The organism is Chitinophaga pinensis DSM 2588, from assembly GCF_000024005.1.
GTDB classification, from domain to species: domain Bacteria; phylum Bacteroidota; class Bacteroidia; order Chitinophagales; family Chitinophagaceae; genus Chitinophaga; species Chitinophaga pinensis.
Genome location: NC_013132.1, coordinates 9,060,948 through 9,079,013 on the forward strand (window position 1 = coordinate 9,060,948; position 18,066 = coordinate 9,079,013).

Consider the following 18,066-nt stretch of genomic DNA (forward strand, 5'->3'; position numbering starts at 1 on the left):
GATTATCAGTTCTTTCCAGCCTACAACTCGATTTTCGTACCCAGTACTTTCAAAAAAGCAGCGATCCATTGGGGATGTGCCGGCCAGGCCGGAGCCGTTACAAGGTTACCATCGGTAACAGCTTCATCTATATTGACAGCAGCATAGGATCCTCCTGCCATTGTCACTTCCGGCGCAACAGCCGGATAAGCCGTCAGTTTTTTACCGCGTACCACATCGGCAGCAGTAAGGATCTGAATGCCATGACAAACAGCGGCAATAGGTTTATTGGCAGCAACAAACTGTTTTACAATATCGATGAGCTTCGCATTCAGGCGCAGATACTCCGGCGCCCTGCCTCCTGCAATCATCAAGGCATCATAGTTGGCCACCTGCACATCCGAAAAAGAGGCATTCAGCACAAAGTGATGCCCACGCTTCTCACTGTACGTCTGATCTCCTTCAAAATCGTGGATCGCCGTAATGATCTTATCGCCTGCTGATTTATCGGGACATACCGCATGAACAATGTGTCCTACCATCTGCATCATCTGAAACGGTACCATTGTTTCATAGTCTTCTGCATAATCTCCTGTCAGAAAGAGAATCTTTTGTTGTGCCATGTGTGGGGATTTTTAGGGTGAAGTTTCTAAAGTTACCAAAAAAAATACTCCGGTAGTATTAAGTCTATACTACCGGAGTAAGGATTATTTATGAGGGATCGTTTGCGTCTTTTTGTAGTTAACCCGCAGTAACTAAACCGGGTTGTACGAAACTATGCACGAAGAAAGAGCCGTTCCTGGCAGTTATCAATAACCTGGATTCTGCGGAAACTCATTGCTAGTTCTGTCAATCTGATCCTGCGGAATAGGACGCAGTAAATGTTTGGTTTCGATATTCGGTCCGCCCTGCGGATTGTGCAATCGCACACGTTCCAGCAGTTTGTTGGTACGCTTCAGATCAAACCATTGCAACTGCTCTCCCACCAGTTCACGGCCGCGTTCATCCAGAATGAAATCGATGTCTAATTGCGCTTCCGTAATCTTCATGGCCTCTTTATGTGCATTGGTCTCCTCATCTGTAGCACCGACAGCTGCCGAACGCATACGTAATGTATTCAGGTAAGTGACCGCTGTTCCTTTTTCATTTTTATACATGTAGGCTTCTGCTGCAATCAGGTAATCTTCCGCCAGCCGGAACGCAATAAACGGACGTACGCCTGAAGCCTGGTTATCCGGACGCAATGCATCGGCAAACTTATTCAGTGAAGGATATAGTCTCTCTGTATAATTGCGTGGAGGTACCAGCTGATAATTCTTGCTGGCGATCACCGCATCAGATACATCCTGTCCTGGCATGTATACAGAAGTATCGCCCACTTTCAGCTTGGCACTACCTGCATTGGCAAACCATACAACTGTGTAAAACTTATTATAACGGGCATCATTCACCCTGTCGGCATACAGTGTGTCCAACAGGAATTTTGTAGGACGGAAACGCTTCCATGGTGTACCATTCGCCAGATCGCGTTTCATACCTCCCAGTACATCATACTGCATCAGGAAAAAACGGCAGGCATTGTTATCGCCTGAATTATACAGCGCATCATTCGTGTATTGTACGGCCCAGATGGTTTCTGCATTGTTCTCTTTACCCTGTGCCCATACCTGTCCGACATCCGGCAACAATGACAATCCATAACTGTTGATCACTTTTGTTGCATACACCGCTGCGCTGTCATAATCATGTGTTCCTTTTGCTTCGGAAGTAGCGCGTGTCAGGTATACTCTCGCCAGCAGATGTTCAGCCGCTGGTTTTGTAGCACGTCCCCATTCTGATTGTGTAACCGGTAATGACTGTGCAGCATAATTCAGATCTGCAATAATTGCATTGTAAATATCCGGAACAGGATCACGATGCGCTTCTGTAACGATCTGTGTATTTTCTGTCAGCCGTAAGGGTACCGCCCCGAACATCTGCAGTAATATGAAATAATAATTCGCACGACAAAAACGCGCCTGCGCTATACCCGAACGTTTGGCTACACTGTCCAGCTCCGGCACCTGGTCTGCTCTGCTAACCACCGCATTCGCCGTATTGATAGACTGATAAAAAGCATTCCATATTTCTCTCAGGTGCGCATAACGACCATCGAGTTGCGACGTGTATTGGTTCGTAAATTTGAAATCACCATCTGAACCATTGGTATAAGTATCCGTACCAAATACCGTTACCGTCATACCTCTCTCTGTACTATAAAAACTACGCAGCGCAGCATAACTACCATTTACCGCGGTCGTAAATCCTCCGGGGGTATTATAGAAATCATCTGTCACAGAAGATACCACATCTTCATCCAGCATTTTATTGCATCCTGTTACAATGCACGCGCATACAAACAGGTACCAGCATATATTTTTCATAACTATTTTTTTATTGCATTAAAAAGTAGCATTGACACCAAACTGTAACATCCAGGTAGCCGGTGCATCTACACCGATTACATTCACATCTTCCGGATCTATCCCTTTATATTTCTGTCTGTAAGGCGCGAGAATCAATGGTTGTTTTACATCAACAGAGAAACGTAAGGCTTCCATCTGCCAGCGTTTCATTACGCTCTTCGGCATGGAATAACCAAGTGTGATATTGCGGATCTTGAAGAATGATCCGTCAAAATAACTCAGCGTGTTATAGTTGTTCGGACGTTCCTGGTTGGCATTCGGACGAGGGAATGCATTGGTATGATTGGTAGGTGTCCAGTAATCAACATCCAGGTTATTGTATCGCCCGAAGAGGGTATTGAACGTAGAATAGAAATCACTCTTTACCGTACTACCCATACGGGCAAAAGCAACTACGGAGAGATCGAATCCTTTATAGGCAACACGCTGTGTCATACCGCCCGACCACTTCGGTTGCGGAGCGCCCAGGATCGTACGGTCTTTATCATCCAGCTTTTTATCACCGTTCAGGTCAGCCAGCTGAATTTCACCCTGGTGTTGTTTATATACCTGTGCCGCCGCTTCATCCTGCCAGATGCCTACTTTTTTATAATCATAGTATACATAGGTCGGACTACCCACAAACCAACCGTTACCGATGTCCTGTGTTTTGCCTTCACCTAAAGCCAGGATTTTTTCACGATTCATATAGAAGTTGACGTCCATTGTCCAGGAGAAACCACTTTTCGTTTCCAGGTTCACGGTAGATAGACCGATTTCAACGCCCTTATTCTGTGTAACCCCTGTATTCTCCAGTACATAGTCTACACCATTACTGAATGGCAGGAAACGTTGTAACAACAGGTCGGTTGTTTTCTGTTTGTACACGTCGACATTACCACTGATACGGCCTTTCAGAATGCTGAAGTCGATACCGATATTGGTAGAGGCAGTTGTTTCCCAGGTCAGGTTCGGGTTACGCAGTAATATCGGAGAGAAACCAGTAGCGCCTTTGTTGCCGAAGGAGTAAGGAGAACGACCAAGCAAGCCCTGTGTGGCATATGGCGGAATACCGGTATTACCAATACGGCCATAGCTACCACGCACCTTCAGGTTTTCTACCCAGGATACGCCCTTCATAAAGTCTTCACTGCTCACATTCCAACCCAATGCGACAGAAGGGAAATAACCCCATTTATGACCCGGTGCAAAACGGGAGGATCCATCCGCACGTAAGGTCAGTGTAACCAGATAACGGTCGTCATAACCATAGTTCACGCGGCCCATGTAAGAAAGGATGGTCCATGTACCCAGCTGACTACCGATACCCGTTACGTTTGCCGCCTGTCCGAGGTTATAATATTCCTGCCATTCAACAGGAATACCTCTTACTGAAGCGGTAGAAGTATCTTCACGCTGACGTTGTACGCTATATAAAGCGGTTACGTTCAATGCATGTTTTTTAAAAGTCTTGTTATAGGTCAGGAGATTTTCCACGGTATATGCCCATACAAACTGTCCTTGTTTAGTAGCGGTCGCATCGCCACCACCAATCAGCAGGTCGGTATTCTTTTTACCCTGAAAGAGACCGTAGTTGTTCTGCATAACGTCTGTACCAACGTTCAGACGATATTTCAATCCGTCAAACAGTGATACTTCTCCATATAAACTATTAAAGAAGCGGATATGACTGAGTCTTTCCACGCGGTTGCCGTCTTCATAATCCAGCAAAGCATTGGGTTGCTGGTTATCGGCGGTCGGATAGATGATCAGTTTGCCGGCAGCATCATAAGGATCTGCTATCGGCAGCATTTTCAGAGAGGCGCTCATACCATTATAAGTACTGCCTTTGCGCATACTGTAAGTAGCTAGTGAAGAGGCGCCGATCTGGATACGTTTGCCGATCATCTGGTCTACTGCAATATGTAAGTTGTAACGTTCATAACTCTGTAGTTTCAATACACCTTCATCTTTGAAGTAACCACCGGTCACCGCATATTTAGTCGTCTCTGTACCACCGCTTACACCCAGTGCATGACGCGTTTGCCAGCCCTGGCTGAGCATAAGAGATTGCCAGTCAGTATTCACACCTCTTTTAATATTAGCGATCTCTGTAGCGGTGAATATTTTAGCGTCTGATGCATCAGGGTTATTATCGTCATACAAGCCGGCAGCACGGTTTGCTTCGCGTTTCATGGCCAGGTACTGCTGACTATCCATCATATCGGTTTTACCCAGGGTATTGACGATACCATACATACCGCTGTAGGTAACCTGCGGAGCGCTTATTTTCCCTTTACGGGTGCTGACCAGCACGACGCCGTTTGCACCACGGGAACCATAGATAGCAGTAGCAGACGCATCTTTTAATACATCCATGGAAGCAATGTCCTGAGGATTGATGTCATTAAGATTACCTGCGAAGGGAATACCGTCTACGACGTAGAGCGGATCATTACCAGCTGACAAAGAACGTGTACCCCTCACCCTGACCCTGGGCTCATCGCCAGGCTTATTACTATTATTTAATACGTCAATCCCTGGCGTCCTTCCCTGCAGGGCCTGTTGGGCATTGGTAACAGGCACTTCCATAATGGCTTTGCTGTTAATGGAGGAAATAGAACCGGTTACATCTTTTTTCTTCTGCTGACCATAACCGACTACAACAACTTCATCGAGTTTTTTCTGATCTTCTTCCAGTTTTACATTGACTTCGCCCCTGTTATTAACAGGTATTTCCTGTGGAAGATAACCAATAAAAGAAATAACTAATGTGGCCGTACCAGGCGCCTGTAGTTTGTAAGTGCCCGTCACATCTGTAACGGTCCCTTTTTTTTGTCCTTTAATAGCAACTGAAGCGCCGATGATTGGGTTTCCATCCGGACCAGTCACTTTACCACTGATGGGGACAGACTGCGCACTGATAAATGTGCCCCACAATAGCAGGCATAGCAGGATGGCTCCTACTTTCGATAACGTGTTCTTCATACGTAGAATTTTAAATTTGTAACAGAATACACATCCCTGAAAAGCAATCACTTAGGTTTTCTTCAAGGTTTTTCTAACGCTTTTTTCAGGTAATGGGGTCATACAAGTTAAGTAGATTAGTTATAAATTGCAAACGATTGCATAAAATCAACATCAAATAATACCGCTTATCATAAAAAACGTGCAATCGGTTGAATAAATAATTATCATTAATTACTTTTAAGAGTACTTTAGGTCTATGGTTATGAAAAACACGTTATTAGTATGCAGCGCCATGCTCATAAGCAGCTTCGCTATGGCCCAGAAGAAGGCAGAATGGCATAATCTCTTCAATGGCAAGAATCTGGATGGCTGGAAAGAAGTAAACGGCACTGCCATCTATGATGCAAAAGATGGGATGATCACCGGAACATCAGTAGCCGGCAGCCCCAACTCCTTCCTCGCAACTGAAAAAGACTACGGTGACTTTATCCTCGAACTGGAACTGAAGCTGGATGCTGCTATGAACTACGGCATACAATTCCGCAGCGAGAGCAAACCTGACTACAACAATGGCCGTGTACATGGTTATCAGATGGAGGTGGATCCGAGCGATCGTGCATGGAGCGGTGGTATCTATGACGAAGCCCGCCGTGGCTGGTTATATCCGCTGGAACTGAATCCGGCAGCGAAACCCGCATTCAAAAAAGAAGGCTGGAACAAATACCGTATAGAATGCCGTGGCGCGGAAATCCGTACCTGGGTGAACGGTGTTCCCTGTGCTCACCTGATCGACGAGATGACACTGAAAGGTTTCATCGCATTACAGGTGCACCAGATTTATAAAGAAGACGATAAGGGTAAACAGATTCACTGGCGCAATATCCGCATCATGGAGAATCCGGCCCCTTCTCAATACTCTCCTTATGACAAGATCTTTGTTGTAAATAATCAGCCAAACAACGTTTCCCCGCAGGAAAAGAAAAATGGCTTTACACTGCTCTGGGATGGTAAAACCTCCGAAGGATGGCGCAGGGTGAATCAGGATAAGTTTCCGACTACCGGCTGGTCAATGGACAACGGCGAACTCACCATCCATCAGTCCAATGGCGATGAAATGGGCTCCGGCGGAGATATCGTAACCAAAAAAGAGTACGGTGCATTCGAACTGGAGTTTGACTTTAAACTCAGTGAAGGCGCTAACAGCGGGGTTAAATACTTTGTAAAAGAAGACTACGATACAAAAGGTAAATCTGCGATTGGTCTTGAGTACCAGGTACTTGATGACGAACGTCACCCGGATGCCAAGCTAGGCCGCGATGGGAACAGGACTTTATCCTCCCTGTACGACCTCATGACACGTACAAATACGGATTTAAATAAAGCAGCTATAAAGAAGATTGGAGAATGGAATAAAGGGCGTATAATTGTATTTCCCAACAACCATGTTGAACATTGGTTGAATGGCTTCAAAATGCTGGAGTACGAAAGGGGTTCCAAAGAATTTAAAGACCTGGTAGCGATCAGTAAGTACAAAAATTGGAATAACTTTGGACTATGGCCTGAGGGACACATCTTATTGCAGGACCACGGCAATACAGTGTCATTCCGTAGCATAAAAATCAAAAATTTAAGATAGGTTAACAGTTTCACTTTGTTAATTAAACTAATTTTGCATTCGTTTGCTGGGCTAACCAGTTAAACGGGTTGATAGAAACCGGTTCCGCGTCCCTGACATTGTGCAACAGATCTCGCACGGAATCAATTACTTGCCTTTACTATACAGTTATAATAACGGCATTATCAACCGATGAAAGAGTTTTCATTGTTCACTGTTCTATATAAAACATTCCGATTCTTCGGAGTGTTTTTTTTATGTTTATTCTATCCTGAAGCGTTTATGTATAGCTAACCTGCTATGCCGCATATATCTCAACATCATCTAATCGTTCAACATGCCCAAGAAAAATTATGCCCTCCTGCTGGCTATAACAGTGTTTGCTGCTGCCTGCTCAGGACCAGACAAAAAGACCGGAACAAGCGCTGGCACTACGGATTCACTCCACCAGCTCGTCCAGCACTACTACGATGAAAAGATGGAGTTTTTCCCCATGGATGCTACCATGAACGGAGAACATCAGTTCGACGGCCTCCTGCAGATCGATATCAGCGATCGTTTCCGCTCCAGACTGGACAGCTTCTACACACATTATCAGACAGCCTTGCAAAGTTTGGATACAGCAGCGCTGAACGAAAATGACCTTATCAGCTATGCCATGCTGCAAAGAGAAGTCTCAATAGGTAAGGAAAGTTTCCGCTATCCGGACAACCTGATGCCCATTCAGCAGTTCTGGGGACTTACACTGACCTTACCGCAATTCGGTTCCGGTACAAGCGCACAGCCGTTTAAGAACAAAGCAGATTATGAAAAGTTCATTCAACGCATGAAAAGCTTCTCAGAATGGAGTGATACAGCGATAGCAAACATGCGCCGCGGTATGTCTCTTGGGTATGTTATACCCAAAGCCCTGGCCGTGAAGGTTGTACCTCAACTGGCCGACCTTTCAAAGAAAGATACCACCAACGTATTCTATACCCCCTTACGCATGTTGCCTGCCGGTCTGGACACCGCAGAACAACGCTCACTTCGTGCCGCCTACACAGCTGCAATAGAAGAATATGCACTGCCTGCCTACAGCAGACTGCACGAGTTCTTCGTCAAAGAATACATCCCGAGAACGCGTACTTCCAGCGGTATAGATGCCTTACCACAAGGCAAAGACTGGTATGGTTATCTGATCAGATACTGGACCACCACCGATCTCACACCTGATGAAATCTTTGCTACCGGCGAACGTGAAGTAGCCCGTATCAGAAGAGAGATGGACTCTGTGAAAAACAGCACCGGTTTTACAGGAGACCTGCCGGCCTTTTTCAACTTCATCCGTACGGATAAACAATTCAAAATATTCACTACCCCATCTCAGATCCTGGATACCTTCAGAGGAATAGAAGAGAAGATTATGCCGTCCGTAAAAGAACTGTACGGTCATCTGCCCAAAACAAAATTTGAAGTACGCCAGACGGAAGCCTTCCGTGCTGCATCTGCAAGCGCTGAATATATGCCAGGGGCGGCTGACGGTAGTCGCCCGGGCGTGTTCTACGTACCTATCCTGGACGCCAAAACATTCAACTATACCGGCATGGAATGCCTCTTCCTGCATGAAGCCATTCCGGGCCACCATTTCCAGACCTCTATCCAGCAGGAAAATGATTCCCTGCCTAAATTCCGACGCTTTACCTGGATTGGTTCCTATGGTGAAGGTTATGCACTCTACTGCGAAGGATTAGGCAAAGAACTTGGACTTTATACCAATCCATACAGCTATTTCGGACACCTCTCAGATGAGATACACCGCGCAATCCGCCTGGTAGTGGATGTTGGTATGCACGCAAAAGGATGGACCCGTGAACAGGCTATTAAATACATGATGGATAATGAGCCACTGAGTGAACAGGATGCAGTAGCGGAAATCGAAAGATATATGGCAATACCGGGTCAGGCATTGTCGTATAAGATCGGCGAACTGAAGATCAGGGAATTACGTAGTAAATACAGCCAAAGTACTGGTTTCAGTATCAAAGATTTTCATGATGAATTGTTAAAAGATGGCTGTGTACCACTGAATGTATTGGAGGAAAAAATGGCCAGAAGGTTCAAATAGTCCGGATACCCGGATAGAATAGTCCATAGGTGATAATCACTAACTTATAGTATTTTTTTAAACTATGAGTATTTTGGTGCTTATTACCTGTGGACTACTCATTTATAGACTTGTCTGAATCAGTTATTAACAAAAAATATACATTCTGCTTTGGGAAAAGATACTTAAATTTATAGTGGGAATATTTTATTGAAAGTCAGGGAAACCTTAGAAGGTTTTTAGGTTGGTTACTAATCAGCTATACACAACTAATAAGACAACATATCCGGAACAGACCTCATGTCTGGCACAAGCTGGAGTAAGAAGACAACTCAACAAACCTTTACCATTACTTGTTGTTTCTTTTTTTCGATTGAGCTTTTATATTTTCCACTCAACGATTTTTTAAACTTTTAAGCTGCCAGTATTATGTTTGACATGACCCTTAATTACTGTCTTGCTTTTCCTGCCGTAACACAGGAAGAGAAATGGGACGAAGATCTGCGGTTCTCTGTGGGAGAAAAGCTCTTTTGCATGATCAGCAAATCTGCTCCGCACCAGGTTTCTTTAAAATGCCGACTGGAAGATTTTCACCGTCTGATCTCACAACCTGACATCGTGCCTGCACCTTATCTGGCGCGTTATCACTGGGTACAGATCAAAGCCCTTGATACCTTGCCAGTCCCTTTATTACAGTCATTGTTACAGAATGCGTATGATCTTGTGGTGAGCACGCTTCCTCCGGAAGAACGGGCGCAGATACTCAAAGAAAGAGTATAATATTGCAGGTGATGCATGGGTGCTGTTGATAGCCCCGAAGTTCTGCGTATAGCGCCTGGCAGCGCCTAAGTAAGATAAAAAGGAAGAGAGGCGATAGCAATGCTGTCGCCTCTCTTCCTTTTTATGCAAACGATGTATCGGTTTGTTATTCCGTTCGCAAACTCTTCACCGGATCAGCTAATGCAGCCTTTATGGCAGAATGCCCTACCGTCAGCCACGCAATCAGCAATGAGAATAATAACGTAGTCACAAAAACACCCGCCCCTATCTCCATCCGGAAACTGAACTGCTGCAACCAGTCATTCATAAAATACCACCCAAGCGGCGTAGCAATCGCAAAGGCCAGTGCAATCAATATTGTGAACTCTCTTGACATCAGCATCACAATGGTGATCACGTCTGCACCTAACACCTTCCGGATGCCTATTTCTTTCTTACGTCGTAAGGCCATGAAAGAAATCAACCCATATAAGCCAAGACAGGAAATGAAAATAGCAATGCCTGCAAAGATCTTAAACAATTGTGCCAGCTGGTTTTCCTGTTTGTAATAATCTGCCAGCGTCTGGTCTATAAAACTGTATTTAAAAATGTAATCGGGAAAATACTTATTCCACAAGGCTTCAATAGCGGCAAGGGTTACCCTCGCCTTACCGGTTTCAATCCTGATATTGGCCGTTTTGTAAATCCGCTTTACCGTTGTCATCACAACAGGGTCAATCGGATCACGTAAAGACTTCACATGAAAATCCTTTACGACACCCACAATAGGCAAGGTCTTGTTCATCACTGTAATGGATTGTCCGATAGCCGCTTCCGGACTGGCAAAACCTGCTTTCTTTACTAAGGTTTCATTCACGACAAATTCTCTGACCGTATCGGCGTCATAATACAACCTTCCCGCCAGCAACTGCATTTTGTAAATATTGAAATAGTTGGTATCTGCCGGTTTCATATTCACAATCAGATCTGCTTTATCCGTATGATTGCCCCCCAACTTAAAATCCGTCGCCCAGAAATCTTCTCCCGCAGGAGCAAACAGGCTGAAACTAACATCGCTGACACCTGGCTGGTGCATCAGTCCGTCACGCAGATAATCAAACCTGGAACGGCTGATACTATCATGCGGAAATTCTGCCGTAATGATCGCCTCTCTGCTGAAGCCCATATCCGCATTACGGAAATAGTTCGTTTGTCCAATCACGATCAGGGTACCAATGATCAGCACCTGGGCAATGACAAACTGGAAAATCACCAGTCCTCTCCGCAGATGAATCCCTTTTGGATTTTCTGCATTTAAACGGCTTTTTAGCGCATTCATCGGATTAAAACCTGATAGTACCAATGCGGGGTAAAAACCGGCTAATAAGGTCACAATGGCCCATAAAAACAGGACAAATAAGACAGCTGGTATAACAGGCAATACAGACAGAGAGATCTTCATCTCCAGTAATCCACTCAAAGCAGGTAATAACGCAATTGCCAGTATTAATGCGCCTGCCATAGCAACAAAACAGGACAAACCGGTCTCTCCCAGGAACTGTAATAACAGCTGTCGCCGGTTACTGCCCAGGACTTTTCGTACACCTACCTCGCGTGCACGGTTAATGGCATTCGCAGTAGACAAGTTAACAAAATTGACACAGGCGATGACCAGCAGAAATATCCCTATCAGGTGTAAAGCTGTGATGAGTTCTTTACTGAAAACACGGCCGCTGAAAGTTTCAAAACGTTTGTCAGTGTGTATATCTTTTAATGGCTGTAATAACAGTTTATAACCTGCGTGTGAAGGCGGAATGTGTTTCGCAATAAAACCAGGTAGTAAAGTACTCAGCTGACCGGCAGTATAACCTTCCTTTGCAAGCACCAGCACGTAGTTGTTGGAAATTCCCACCCAGTCATTCATCCCCAAACCCAACGGCTGCAAAGTAGCATAGGAGATAACAATGCCTAAAGAAAAGTCAGTGTTGTCAGGCGGATTTTCCATTACACCCGTAATACGGATATATCGCCCATATGCGCGGATCATTTTACCCGTTGCCTGCCGCCAGTCGCCGAAATACCTGTTAGCTACATCTCTTGACAGCAATGCAGTATTCTGCTCCTGTAGACCGCTGACGGCATTCCCTGTAAGCATCCTGAAATCAAACATTTCAAAAAAGGAAGGCTCTGCAAAAAAGACGCCTGCCGCCTCGCTGAATTTCTTCGCAGCTACCCCCTCCTTTTCGGGTATCGTGACCTGTACGTTTTTATCTCCATAAATGCCTGCTACCTTTTCCAGCTGCGGATAATCCGTACGCAAACCTGCCGCAAAGGGAAACGGGGCGCCTGAACCAAAACCATTTCCTTTCAGATCAGCCCTTACAATCCGATAAATACGGTCTCTTTTCGTATGAAAATTATCATACTCCTTTACATACTGTACAACGATAGAAATAAGCAGAAAGGCGCCAAAACCAACCATCAGACCAGTGATATTCACCAGGAAATGACGTTTGTTACGCATTAGATTCCGGAAGGCGGTTTTCAGGTAACTGTGCAGCATAAAGGTACTTTGGGTAGCTGATTATCTAGTTCAGTGCCACATTATATAACAATGAAAAATAATAAAATATGATTGAATAGTAATTATTATCTGTCCGGTTTTGATACAATTATTGTCCGCTGGAGGGCAGTGAATAAAAAAGACCGCCTCAGCTAATGAGCGGTCTTTTTTCTGTTGAACATTGCTCAGCGGGCAATGCAATAGTCATGACATCCTAACACTAAAATAAAATCATAAAAGCTTACTTGCACAAGGTATAGATGATATCATACACACCGAAGACGATCAGTGTACATGCAAATAACTTTTCCAGTAAGGGTGACTTCATCTTTACCGCTGTCTTAGCGCCCAGATAAGAAGATGGAATAGCCGTCAGTGATAATACCAAAGCAATATTCCAGTCGATATGTCCCAGCCACCAGTGCGCCAGTGCACCTGGTATAGACAGCAATGCAGATAATACAATGGAACAGGCCAGGGCCTGTTTGATCGGCATATGAAGTTTCTTGATAAAGAAGGAACTGAATAATACCCCGCCTGCATTCGCCAGCAAACCGGATAACAATCCAATACCCAGTGAAGCCAGGACAATCAGTTGCTGATGCCCTTCTGCGGCATTTTCAACAACAGGTGTTTCTTCCACGTTCTTCTTTCTCAGAAATGAAAATAACAGTGAACCACCAATAGATACGATGAACAAAGCTGTCAGTATCATCAATGTCTTACCCGGCAGAAACTTGCTCAGAAAAGAACCTGCCAGCGTTGCAGGCACACCAAATAAAGCGCCGGTCAGAATCACTTTGCGGTTGAATAACTTTTGACGGCTGTAAACAGTTGTAGCTGATATTGTACTGGTGATCGCTGCCGGCAATGGTGATGCCAGCGCATAAAACGGATTGACGCCTGCAAATATCTGCAAGGCCGGCGTACTTACTGCGCTGCCACCTTTGCCCAATAAACCGGACAGGTAGCCTACGATAAGGCCAATGATTAATACGACCAGATAATCGGTCTGTTGTAATAATGTGAACATAAAAACTTCCTTCAGCAAACAGGCCTGGTGTAAAGGCGAAGCTGGCTTAAATAATGATGGTTGGTAAGAGTGAAATTACAGGTATCCTTTTCTGTTACATCGATGTTTACAGTGGAAGACAACCCAAAAGTACAGTGCTGTAGCGGGTCTAACAAAATTTCAGCCAACAGCAGGTCATTACTAAAAGTTATAGAGGATAACCATAAGTAATAATTTTGACAGCAGCGGCCCGGACGGGGCTATAACCTATTTAGCCTACTAAATCTATGATTTGGATAAAATCACTATAAAAAGCTTAAATCACATTTTTTTACCATTGATACACCATCCCGATACCTCCGGGTGCAACCGTCAGTTGCAGTTCATTAAAATGTTGGAACAGCCCTTTCCCATGACTATGATGCACCATAAAATTCACCCCGTCAAACAATAACAGGAACGCCCCCTGAAAAATAAGCGAATTGCCATACCCCTTCCAGCGGTCATGTCCTGTTCCAGACAGTTTCGTCTTTCCATGCTCCCGCATATATAAACCACCGGCCATATACGCCAGGTCCAGCGCTCAGTTTACCAGGAATATCTTTTCAATTTTATGCAATTAGGAATTAAGAATTAGGAATTAAGAATTGATACCAAAGATCTGCTTTCCAATCAAATAACTCAACATAAAAAGAGCCGCCCCGGCTGTCCGAAGCGACTCTTTTATTATTAGTTATTCAAATAGTTATTCAAATAGTTATTCAATATGTCTTCCTCCAGCACTTGTCTCCGCTGCATTCAATTCCTAATTCCTAATTGTTAATTCCTAATTCCTCATAAGTGCTTTCCATATCACCCCATAAACATCCGTAGCAGCCAACTCCTGCCCTTCACCTACCTGATTAGATATCAGCACAGGGTGAAACGACTTATCCTCAGAAATACGCCCGTGAGAGCCTTTTATGAGGGTTGCATCCAAGGGAATCACATTCATGAGATAACGGAAGCCCAGTTTTTTCTTGAGTAGCTTAAACCCGGCTTTCAGTTTGATCAACGGATCTGCGGGATTCATGAACATTTCCACAGGATCATAACCAGGTTTACGGTGAATTTCCACCAGTCGGGCGAAATCAGGCGCCTTTGCATCATCCAGCCAGTAATAGTAAGTGAACCAGCTTTTGGCGTCTGCCACCAATACCAGTTCGCCACTACGGCTGTGATGCATTTTATGCTGCCGTTTGCCCTCTCTGTCCAGTACCAGTTCTACACCTGGTGTATTCTCCACGATGCTGCGTACTTTCTTATAAACAGAAGGATCATTCACATAGACGTGGGCGATCTGATGATCTGCCACCACAAATGCTTTGGAAGCGCCAGGGTCCAGCAGTTCCAGTCCCCTTTCCTCTCTCACCGCGATCAGTCCTTCCTCACGGAAACGACGGTTCAGATGGATAGGATTATTCACATTTGTGATACCATATTCCGACAGGATGATCACTTCGCTGCCTCTCTTTTCATAAAATTCAACCAGCTGCTTACACACCGCATCGACTTCACCCAACTCTTTGCCGATACGGGAGAAATCCTGACCGAATTTCTGTAAACAGTAATCCAGGTGAGGCAGATAGATCAGTGTCAGCGTCGGATCATACAGGTTATCTGTTACGATAGACGCATCCGCGATCCATTGTGTAGAACGGATGTTCGCACCTGGTCCCCAGAATTGAAACAAAGGGAAGGTACCCAGCTCTTTTTGCAGATGATCGCGCAGTGAAGCAGGATGCGCGTAACAGTCCGGCGCCTTACGGCCATCCGACAGGTACTGCGGACGAGGCGTCACGGAATAATCGGCGGTAGAATACATGTTATACCACCAGAACATCTTTGATACGGTAAAAGAAGGATCGAGACGTTTGGCTTTATCCCAGATCTTGGGAGCTTCCACCAGTTTGTTGGATTGCTTCCAGAACTTGATCTCACTGTCCTGCCTGTCATACCAGCCATTACCGACAATACCATGCTCCGCCGGCCATTGTCCGGTTACATAGGTACTCTGTACAGCTGTAGTAACAGCCGGCACCATTGGCCGGATGGTGGATAAATGCTGTTTCTTCACATATTCCTGTAGGAAGGGCGTGTGTACACCTATAAGGGAGGAGGATAAACCTACTACATCAATTACTACTGTTTTTTTCATGTGGCGCCATTAGGATATGGGTTCAAAACTATATTACATGGCTGGTAATTCCAACTGCTGCAATACCCAGCGCAGTTCCCTTGATACGGACCTGTCCATTGGTAATTTCAGTTCAGCCGGCAATACATCCCAGGTATAAGTTTCAACTTCCAGGTGTTGTGTAAATGGTTGTTTCCGTTGTAATTGTAATACATTCTCTATATCTGACCGCGTAGATGACAATACACCATAACTATCAACAAACACCGGTACATGAAAATGTGAACGCCATTCTTTTACCGCCGGATTCGCTGCATCTTCCAGGGCCTGTGGCAGGTCGGGATAATGCAGGAAACCATCTTCCTTACGGGCAATCACCTGGTGCAGATAAGTCGGTTCGTTAAACTCCTTAAAAGCATTGATCACGGCTTCACGTTCGGCTGGCGCTGCCGGCAACTGTGCTTTTAATGCGGCACTGATCTGTAATTTACCCACTTTCAGGCCGTGCTGGTCCAATTGCTTTAACACATCTGCTGCCGACTCATATACCAACGCAAAGTGACACACATCATAACACAGCTGCACATGCGTTTTTATAGCTGTCGCTGCTTCCTCTGCACTGATACGGAATTTATCTTCCAGGAAGGGAATACCCAAAGGTAAGAGATAATGCAGGTACCAATTCAGGAACTCCTGCGTATTTTCCATCATACCATCTGGTTCCGGCTCTATATCGAGATGCATGGAAGGACCACCGCTACGTTGTATACGTACCAGTTGTTCTACTACCTGCAATACATGCAGGGTGGTAGTCTCCATGATCGCTGCTTTTTCTGATTCGCAGCGTACATGCCATAACTTATAGGAAAGCGGCGCTGTGGAGATACCGCCTTCCATCCCTTCAGGTAAAAGGGATGCCAGCAAACGGAATAAACGGATGGTGTAAAACACACGGTCTGACGTCGTCCAGTCAGGCGTATGTACATGATCTTTTACAACCGTATGGTGGAAACCTCCGTAAGGGAAGCCATTCATGGTAAACACATAACAATCCTGTTCTTTCAGCCAGGCTTTGAATTCTTCCAAAGCCGGTTCTTTACTGAGCTCCAGACTGGCTGTATTGGACAGGCGCAGACCGATGCCGAAAGCTTTATCGGGTGCTACTTCTTTCTTTACCGCGGGTACATACTGTTTAAGCTGTGCAAAATGCGCGCTCCAGTTTTCTCCGGGATGAATATTCGTACAATAGGTTAAATGAGAATGATCAGATACTTGCATGGTTCACTTTTAAATGCTGTACAGCTTCGTTCAGTAACATTTCGTCTATCACGTGTACTTCTGCGCCTACCCCGATGGCCTTTAACAGGCAGATCGTCAGCCGGCCACCCAGGTGCTCGCGGAACTCCTGTAATCCTTTAACAACAGGTGATGGCTTACCATCTTTCATTTCCAGCAACGGATGATAAACCGGTAACTGTAGTTTCACCAGCAGGTTCACAATCCTTTCTGCCGATTCGGTGCTGATCCAGCCTAACAGGGAGGAGTAAACGCTGTCTACTGCAATACCAATTGATACCGCTTCACCATGACGTAAAGCAAAGTCAGTGAGTTGTTCCAGTTTATGTGCGCTCCAGTGACCGAAGTCCAGCGGACGGGAAGATCCGCTTTCAAACGGATCGCCACTTCCACCGATATGTGCCATATGCAGGGCTGCACATCTGTATACAAGTTCCTGCATCACTGCCAGATCATTGTTGACCAGGGCAGTGGCATTTTCTTCCAGCCATTCAAAGAAGGAAGCATCTTTTATTAACGCTACTTTCACAGCTTCTGATATACCGGAAAGCCAATCCCTTGCGGGCAGCGTAGTCAGGAAATGTGCGTCGTTGAATACAGCCGCAGGTGGTGCAAACGTACCAAGGAAGTTTTTCTTTCCTTTGTAATTGATACCATTTTTCACACCTACACCTGAATCGTTCTGTGACAATACGGTGGTTGGTATACGAATGTGGCGCACGCCTCTGTGAGACACTGCTGCCACCATACCGACCATGTCAAGTACAGCGCCGCCGCCGATGGCCACCACAAAGGAGTGACGATCTATGGCCAGCGTATCTGCCAGGTCTACCAGGTGGTAAAAAAGTTCCTGGTCATTTTTACAGGATTCTCCTCCCGGCACAATTTCAATCTCTCCTGCAAGCTTAAATCCTTCTATCTGTTGTAAATAAGTTGTTATTTCTGTTGCAAGCGCCGGATGGGCTTTTGCTACCCCATCATCCACAATGAAAAGCAGTTTCTTGGTCAGTCCGGGCGTAGTCTGCGAAACCAGGTAATTCCTGAACTCCGCGTTGGCTGGATTAAAAAGGTATCGGGTAAAGAAAACCTTAAAAGAATAATCTACACTAAAAGTCTGTTGAATAAACTCCATGGATATCGCTCTGGTGTTTCGTTTAATAATCGTC

The 18,066-nt window shown here is 45.2% G+C and carries 12 protein-coding genes; 3 read left to right on the top strand and 9 right to left on the bottom strand.

The window, feature by feature from the left end; all coding sequences use genetic code 11:
* Positions 1-20 precede the first annotated feature (20 nt).
* From CPIN_RS35895 to CPIN_RS35905, 3 genes are all read right to left on the bottom strand, one after another.
* Positions 21-602, bottom strand: coding sequence for a DJ-1/PfpI family protein (locus CPIN_RS35895; protein WP_012794814.1), 582 nt, complete (start codon positions 600-602; stop codon positions 21-23).
* 186 nt (positions 603-788) lie between these two features.
* Complete coding sequence (locus tag CPIN_RS35900) at positions 789-2,402, bottom strand: RagB/SusD family nutrient uptake outer membrane protein (RefSeq protein ID WP_012794815.1); 1,614 nt, start codon at positions 2,400-2,402, stop codon at positions 789-791.
* 18 nt (positions 2,403-2,420) lie between these two features.
* Positions 2,421-5,411 carry a SusC/RagA family TonB-linked outer membrane protein gene (locus tag CPIN_RS35905; protein ID WP_012794816.1) on the bottom strand — a complete coding sequence of 997 codons (2,991 nt, stop codon included), beginning with the start codon at positions 5,409-5,411 and terminating at the stop codon, positions 2,421-2,423.
* 295 nt (positions 5,412-5,706) lie between these two features.
* Between CPIN_RS35905 and CPIN_RS35910 the strand changes: the two genes are divergently transcribed.
* From CPIN_RS35910 to CPIN_RS35920, 3 genes are all read left to right on the top strand, one after another.
* The gene (locus tag CPIN_RS35910) at positions 5,707-7,029 is read left to right on the top strand and encodes a 3-keto-disaccharide hydrolase (protein ID WP_012794817.1); all 1,323 of its coding nucleotides are present in this window, start codon (positions 5,707-5,709) and stop codon (positions 7,027-7,029) included.
* A 316-nt stretch (positions 7,030-7,345) separates the two neighbouring features.
* Complete coding sequence (locus CPIN_RS35915) at positions 7,346-9,115, top strand: DUF885 domain-containing protein (RefSeq protein ID WP_012794818.1); 1,770 nt, start codon at positions 7,346-7,348, stop codon at positions 9,113-9,115.
* A gap of 417 nt (positions 9,116-9,532) precedes the next feature.
* Positions 9,533-9,874 (top strand): MmcQ/YjbR family DNA-binding protein, encoded by a 342-nt coding sequence (locus CPIN_RS35920; protein WP_177222898.1) that lies wholly within the window; start codon positions 9,533-9,535, stop codon positions 9,872-9,874.
* A 145-nt stretch (positions 9,875-10,019) separates the two neighbouring features.
* Here CPIN_RS35920 and CPIN_RS35925 read toward each other — a convergent pair whose 3' ends face one another.
* The 6 genes from CPIN_RS35925 to CPIN_RS35950 form a co-directional block, all read right to left on the bottom strand.
* Positions 10,020-12,416, bottom strand: coding sequence for an ABC transporter permease (locus tag CPIN_RS35925; protein ID WP_012794820.1), 2,397 nt, complete (start codon positions 12,414-12,416; stop codon positions 10,020-10,022).
* Between the two features lie 241 nt (positions 12,417-12,657).
* Positions 12,658-13,449, bottom strand: a complete 792-nt coding sequence (locus CPIN_RS35930) for a sulfite exporter TauE/SafE family protein (RefSeq protein WP_012794821.1) — start codon at positions 13,447-13,449, stop codon at positions 12,658-12,660.
* 310 nt (positions 13,450-13,759) lie between these two features.
* Complete coding sequence (locus tag CPIN_RS35935; protein ID WP_411914123.1) at positions 13,760-14,008, bottom strand: DUF6992 family protein; 249 nt, start codon at positions 14,006-14,008, stop codon at positions 13,760-13,762.
* 246 nt (positions 14,009-14,254) lie between these two features.
* Positions 14,255-15,625, bottom strand: coding sequence for an alkaline phosphatase family protein (locus CPIN_RS35940; RefSeq protein ID WP_012794823.1), 1,371 nt, complete (start codon positions 15,623-15,625; stop codon positions 14,255-14,257).
* 33 nt (positions 15,626-15,658) lie between these two features.
* Entirely contained in the window at positions 15,659-16,882 is a 1,224-nt protein-coding gene (eboE, locus tag CPIN_RS35945; RefSeq protein ID WP_012794824.1) for a metabolite traffic protein EboE, read from the bottom strand.
* A complete protein-coding gene (locus CPIN_RS35950) occupies positions 16,869-18,032 on the bottom strand; it encodes a 3-dehydroquinate synthase (protein WP_012794825.1) in 1,164 nt (387 codons plus the stop codon). Before CPIN_RS35950 ends, eboE begins: the two co-directional genes overlap by 14 nt.
* Positions 18,033-18,066: the final 34 nt, after the last annotated feature.

Coding starts and splice junctions, on each gene's coding strand:
- CPIN_RS35900 (WP_012794815.1), bottom strand. CDS start 2,402: ATGAAAAATATATGCTGGTACCTGTTTGTATGCGCGTGCATTGTAACA.
- CPIN_RS35905 (WP_012794816.1), bottom strand. CDS start 5,411: ATGAAGAACACGTTATCGAAAGTAGGAGCCATCCTGCTATGCCTGCTA.
- CPIN_RS35895 (WP_012794814.1), bottom strand. CDS start 602: ATGGCACAACAAAAGATTCTCTTTCTGACAGGAGATTATGCAGAAGAC.
- CPIN_RS35910 (WP_012794817.1), top strand. CDS start 5,707: ATGGCCCAGAAGAAGGCAGAATGGCATAATCTCTTCAATGGCAAGAAT.
- CPIN_RS35920 (WP_177222898.1), top strand. CDS start 9,533: ATGACCCTTAATTACTGTCTTGCTTTTCCTGCCGTAACACAGGAAGAG.
- CPIN_RS35940 (WP_012794823.1), bottom strand. CDS start 15,625: ATGAAAAAAACAGTAGTAATTGATGTAGTAGGTTTATCCTCCTCCCTT.
- CPIN_RS35950 (WP_012794825.1), bottom strand. CDS start 18,032: ATGGAGTTTATTCAACAGACTTTTAGTGTAGATTATTCTTTTAAGGTT.
- CPIN_RS35930 (WP_012794821.1), bottom strand. CDS start 13,449: ATGTTCACATTATTACAACAGACCGATTATCTGGTCGTATTAATCATT.
- CPIN_RS35915 (WP_012794818.1), top strand. CDS start 7,346: ATGCCCAAGAAAAATTATGCCCTCCTGCTGGCTATAACAGTGTTTGCT.
- eboE (WP_012794824.1), bottom strand. CDS start 16,882: ATGCAAGTATCTGATCATTCTCATTTAACCTATTGTACGAATATTCAT.
- CPIN_RS35925 (WP_012794820.1), bottom strand. CDS start 12,416: ATGCTGCACAGTTACCTGAAAACCGCCTTCCGGAATCTAATGCGTAAC.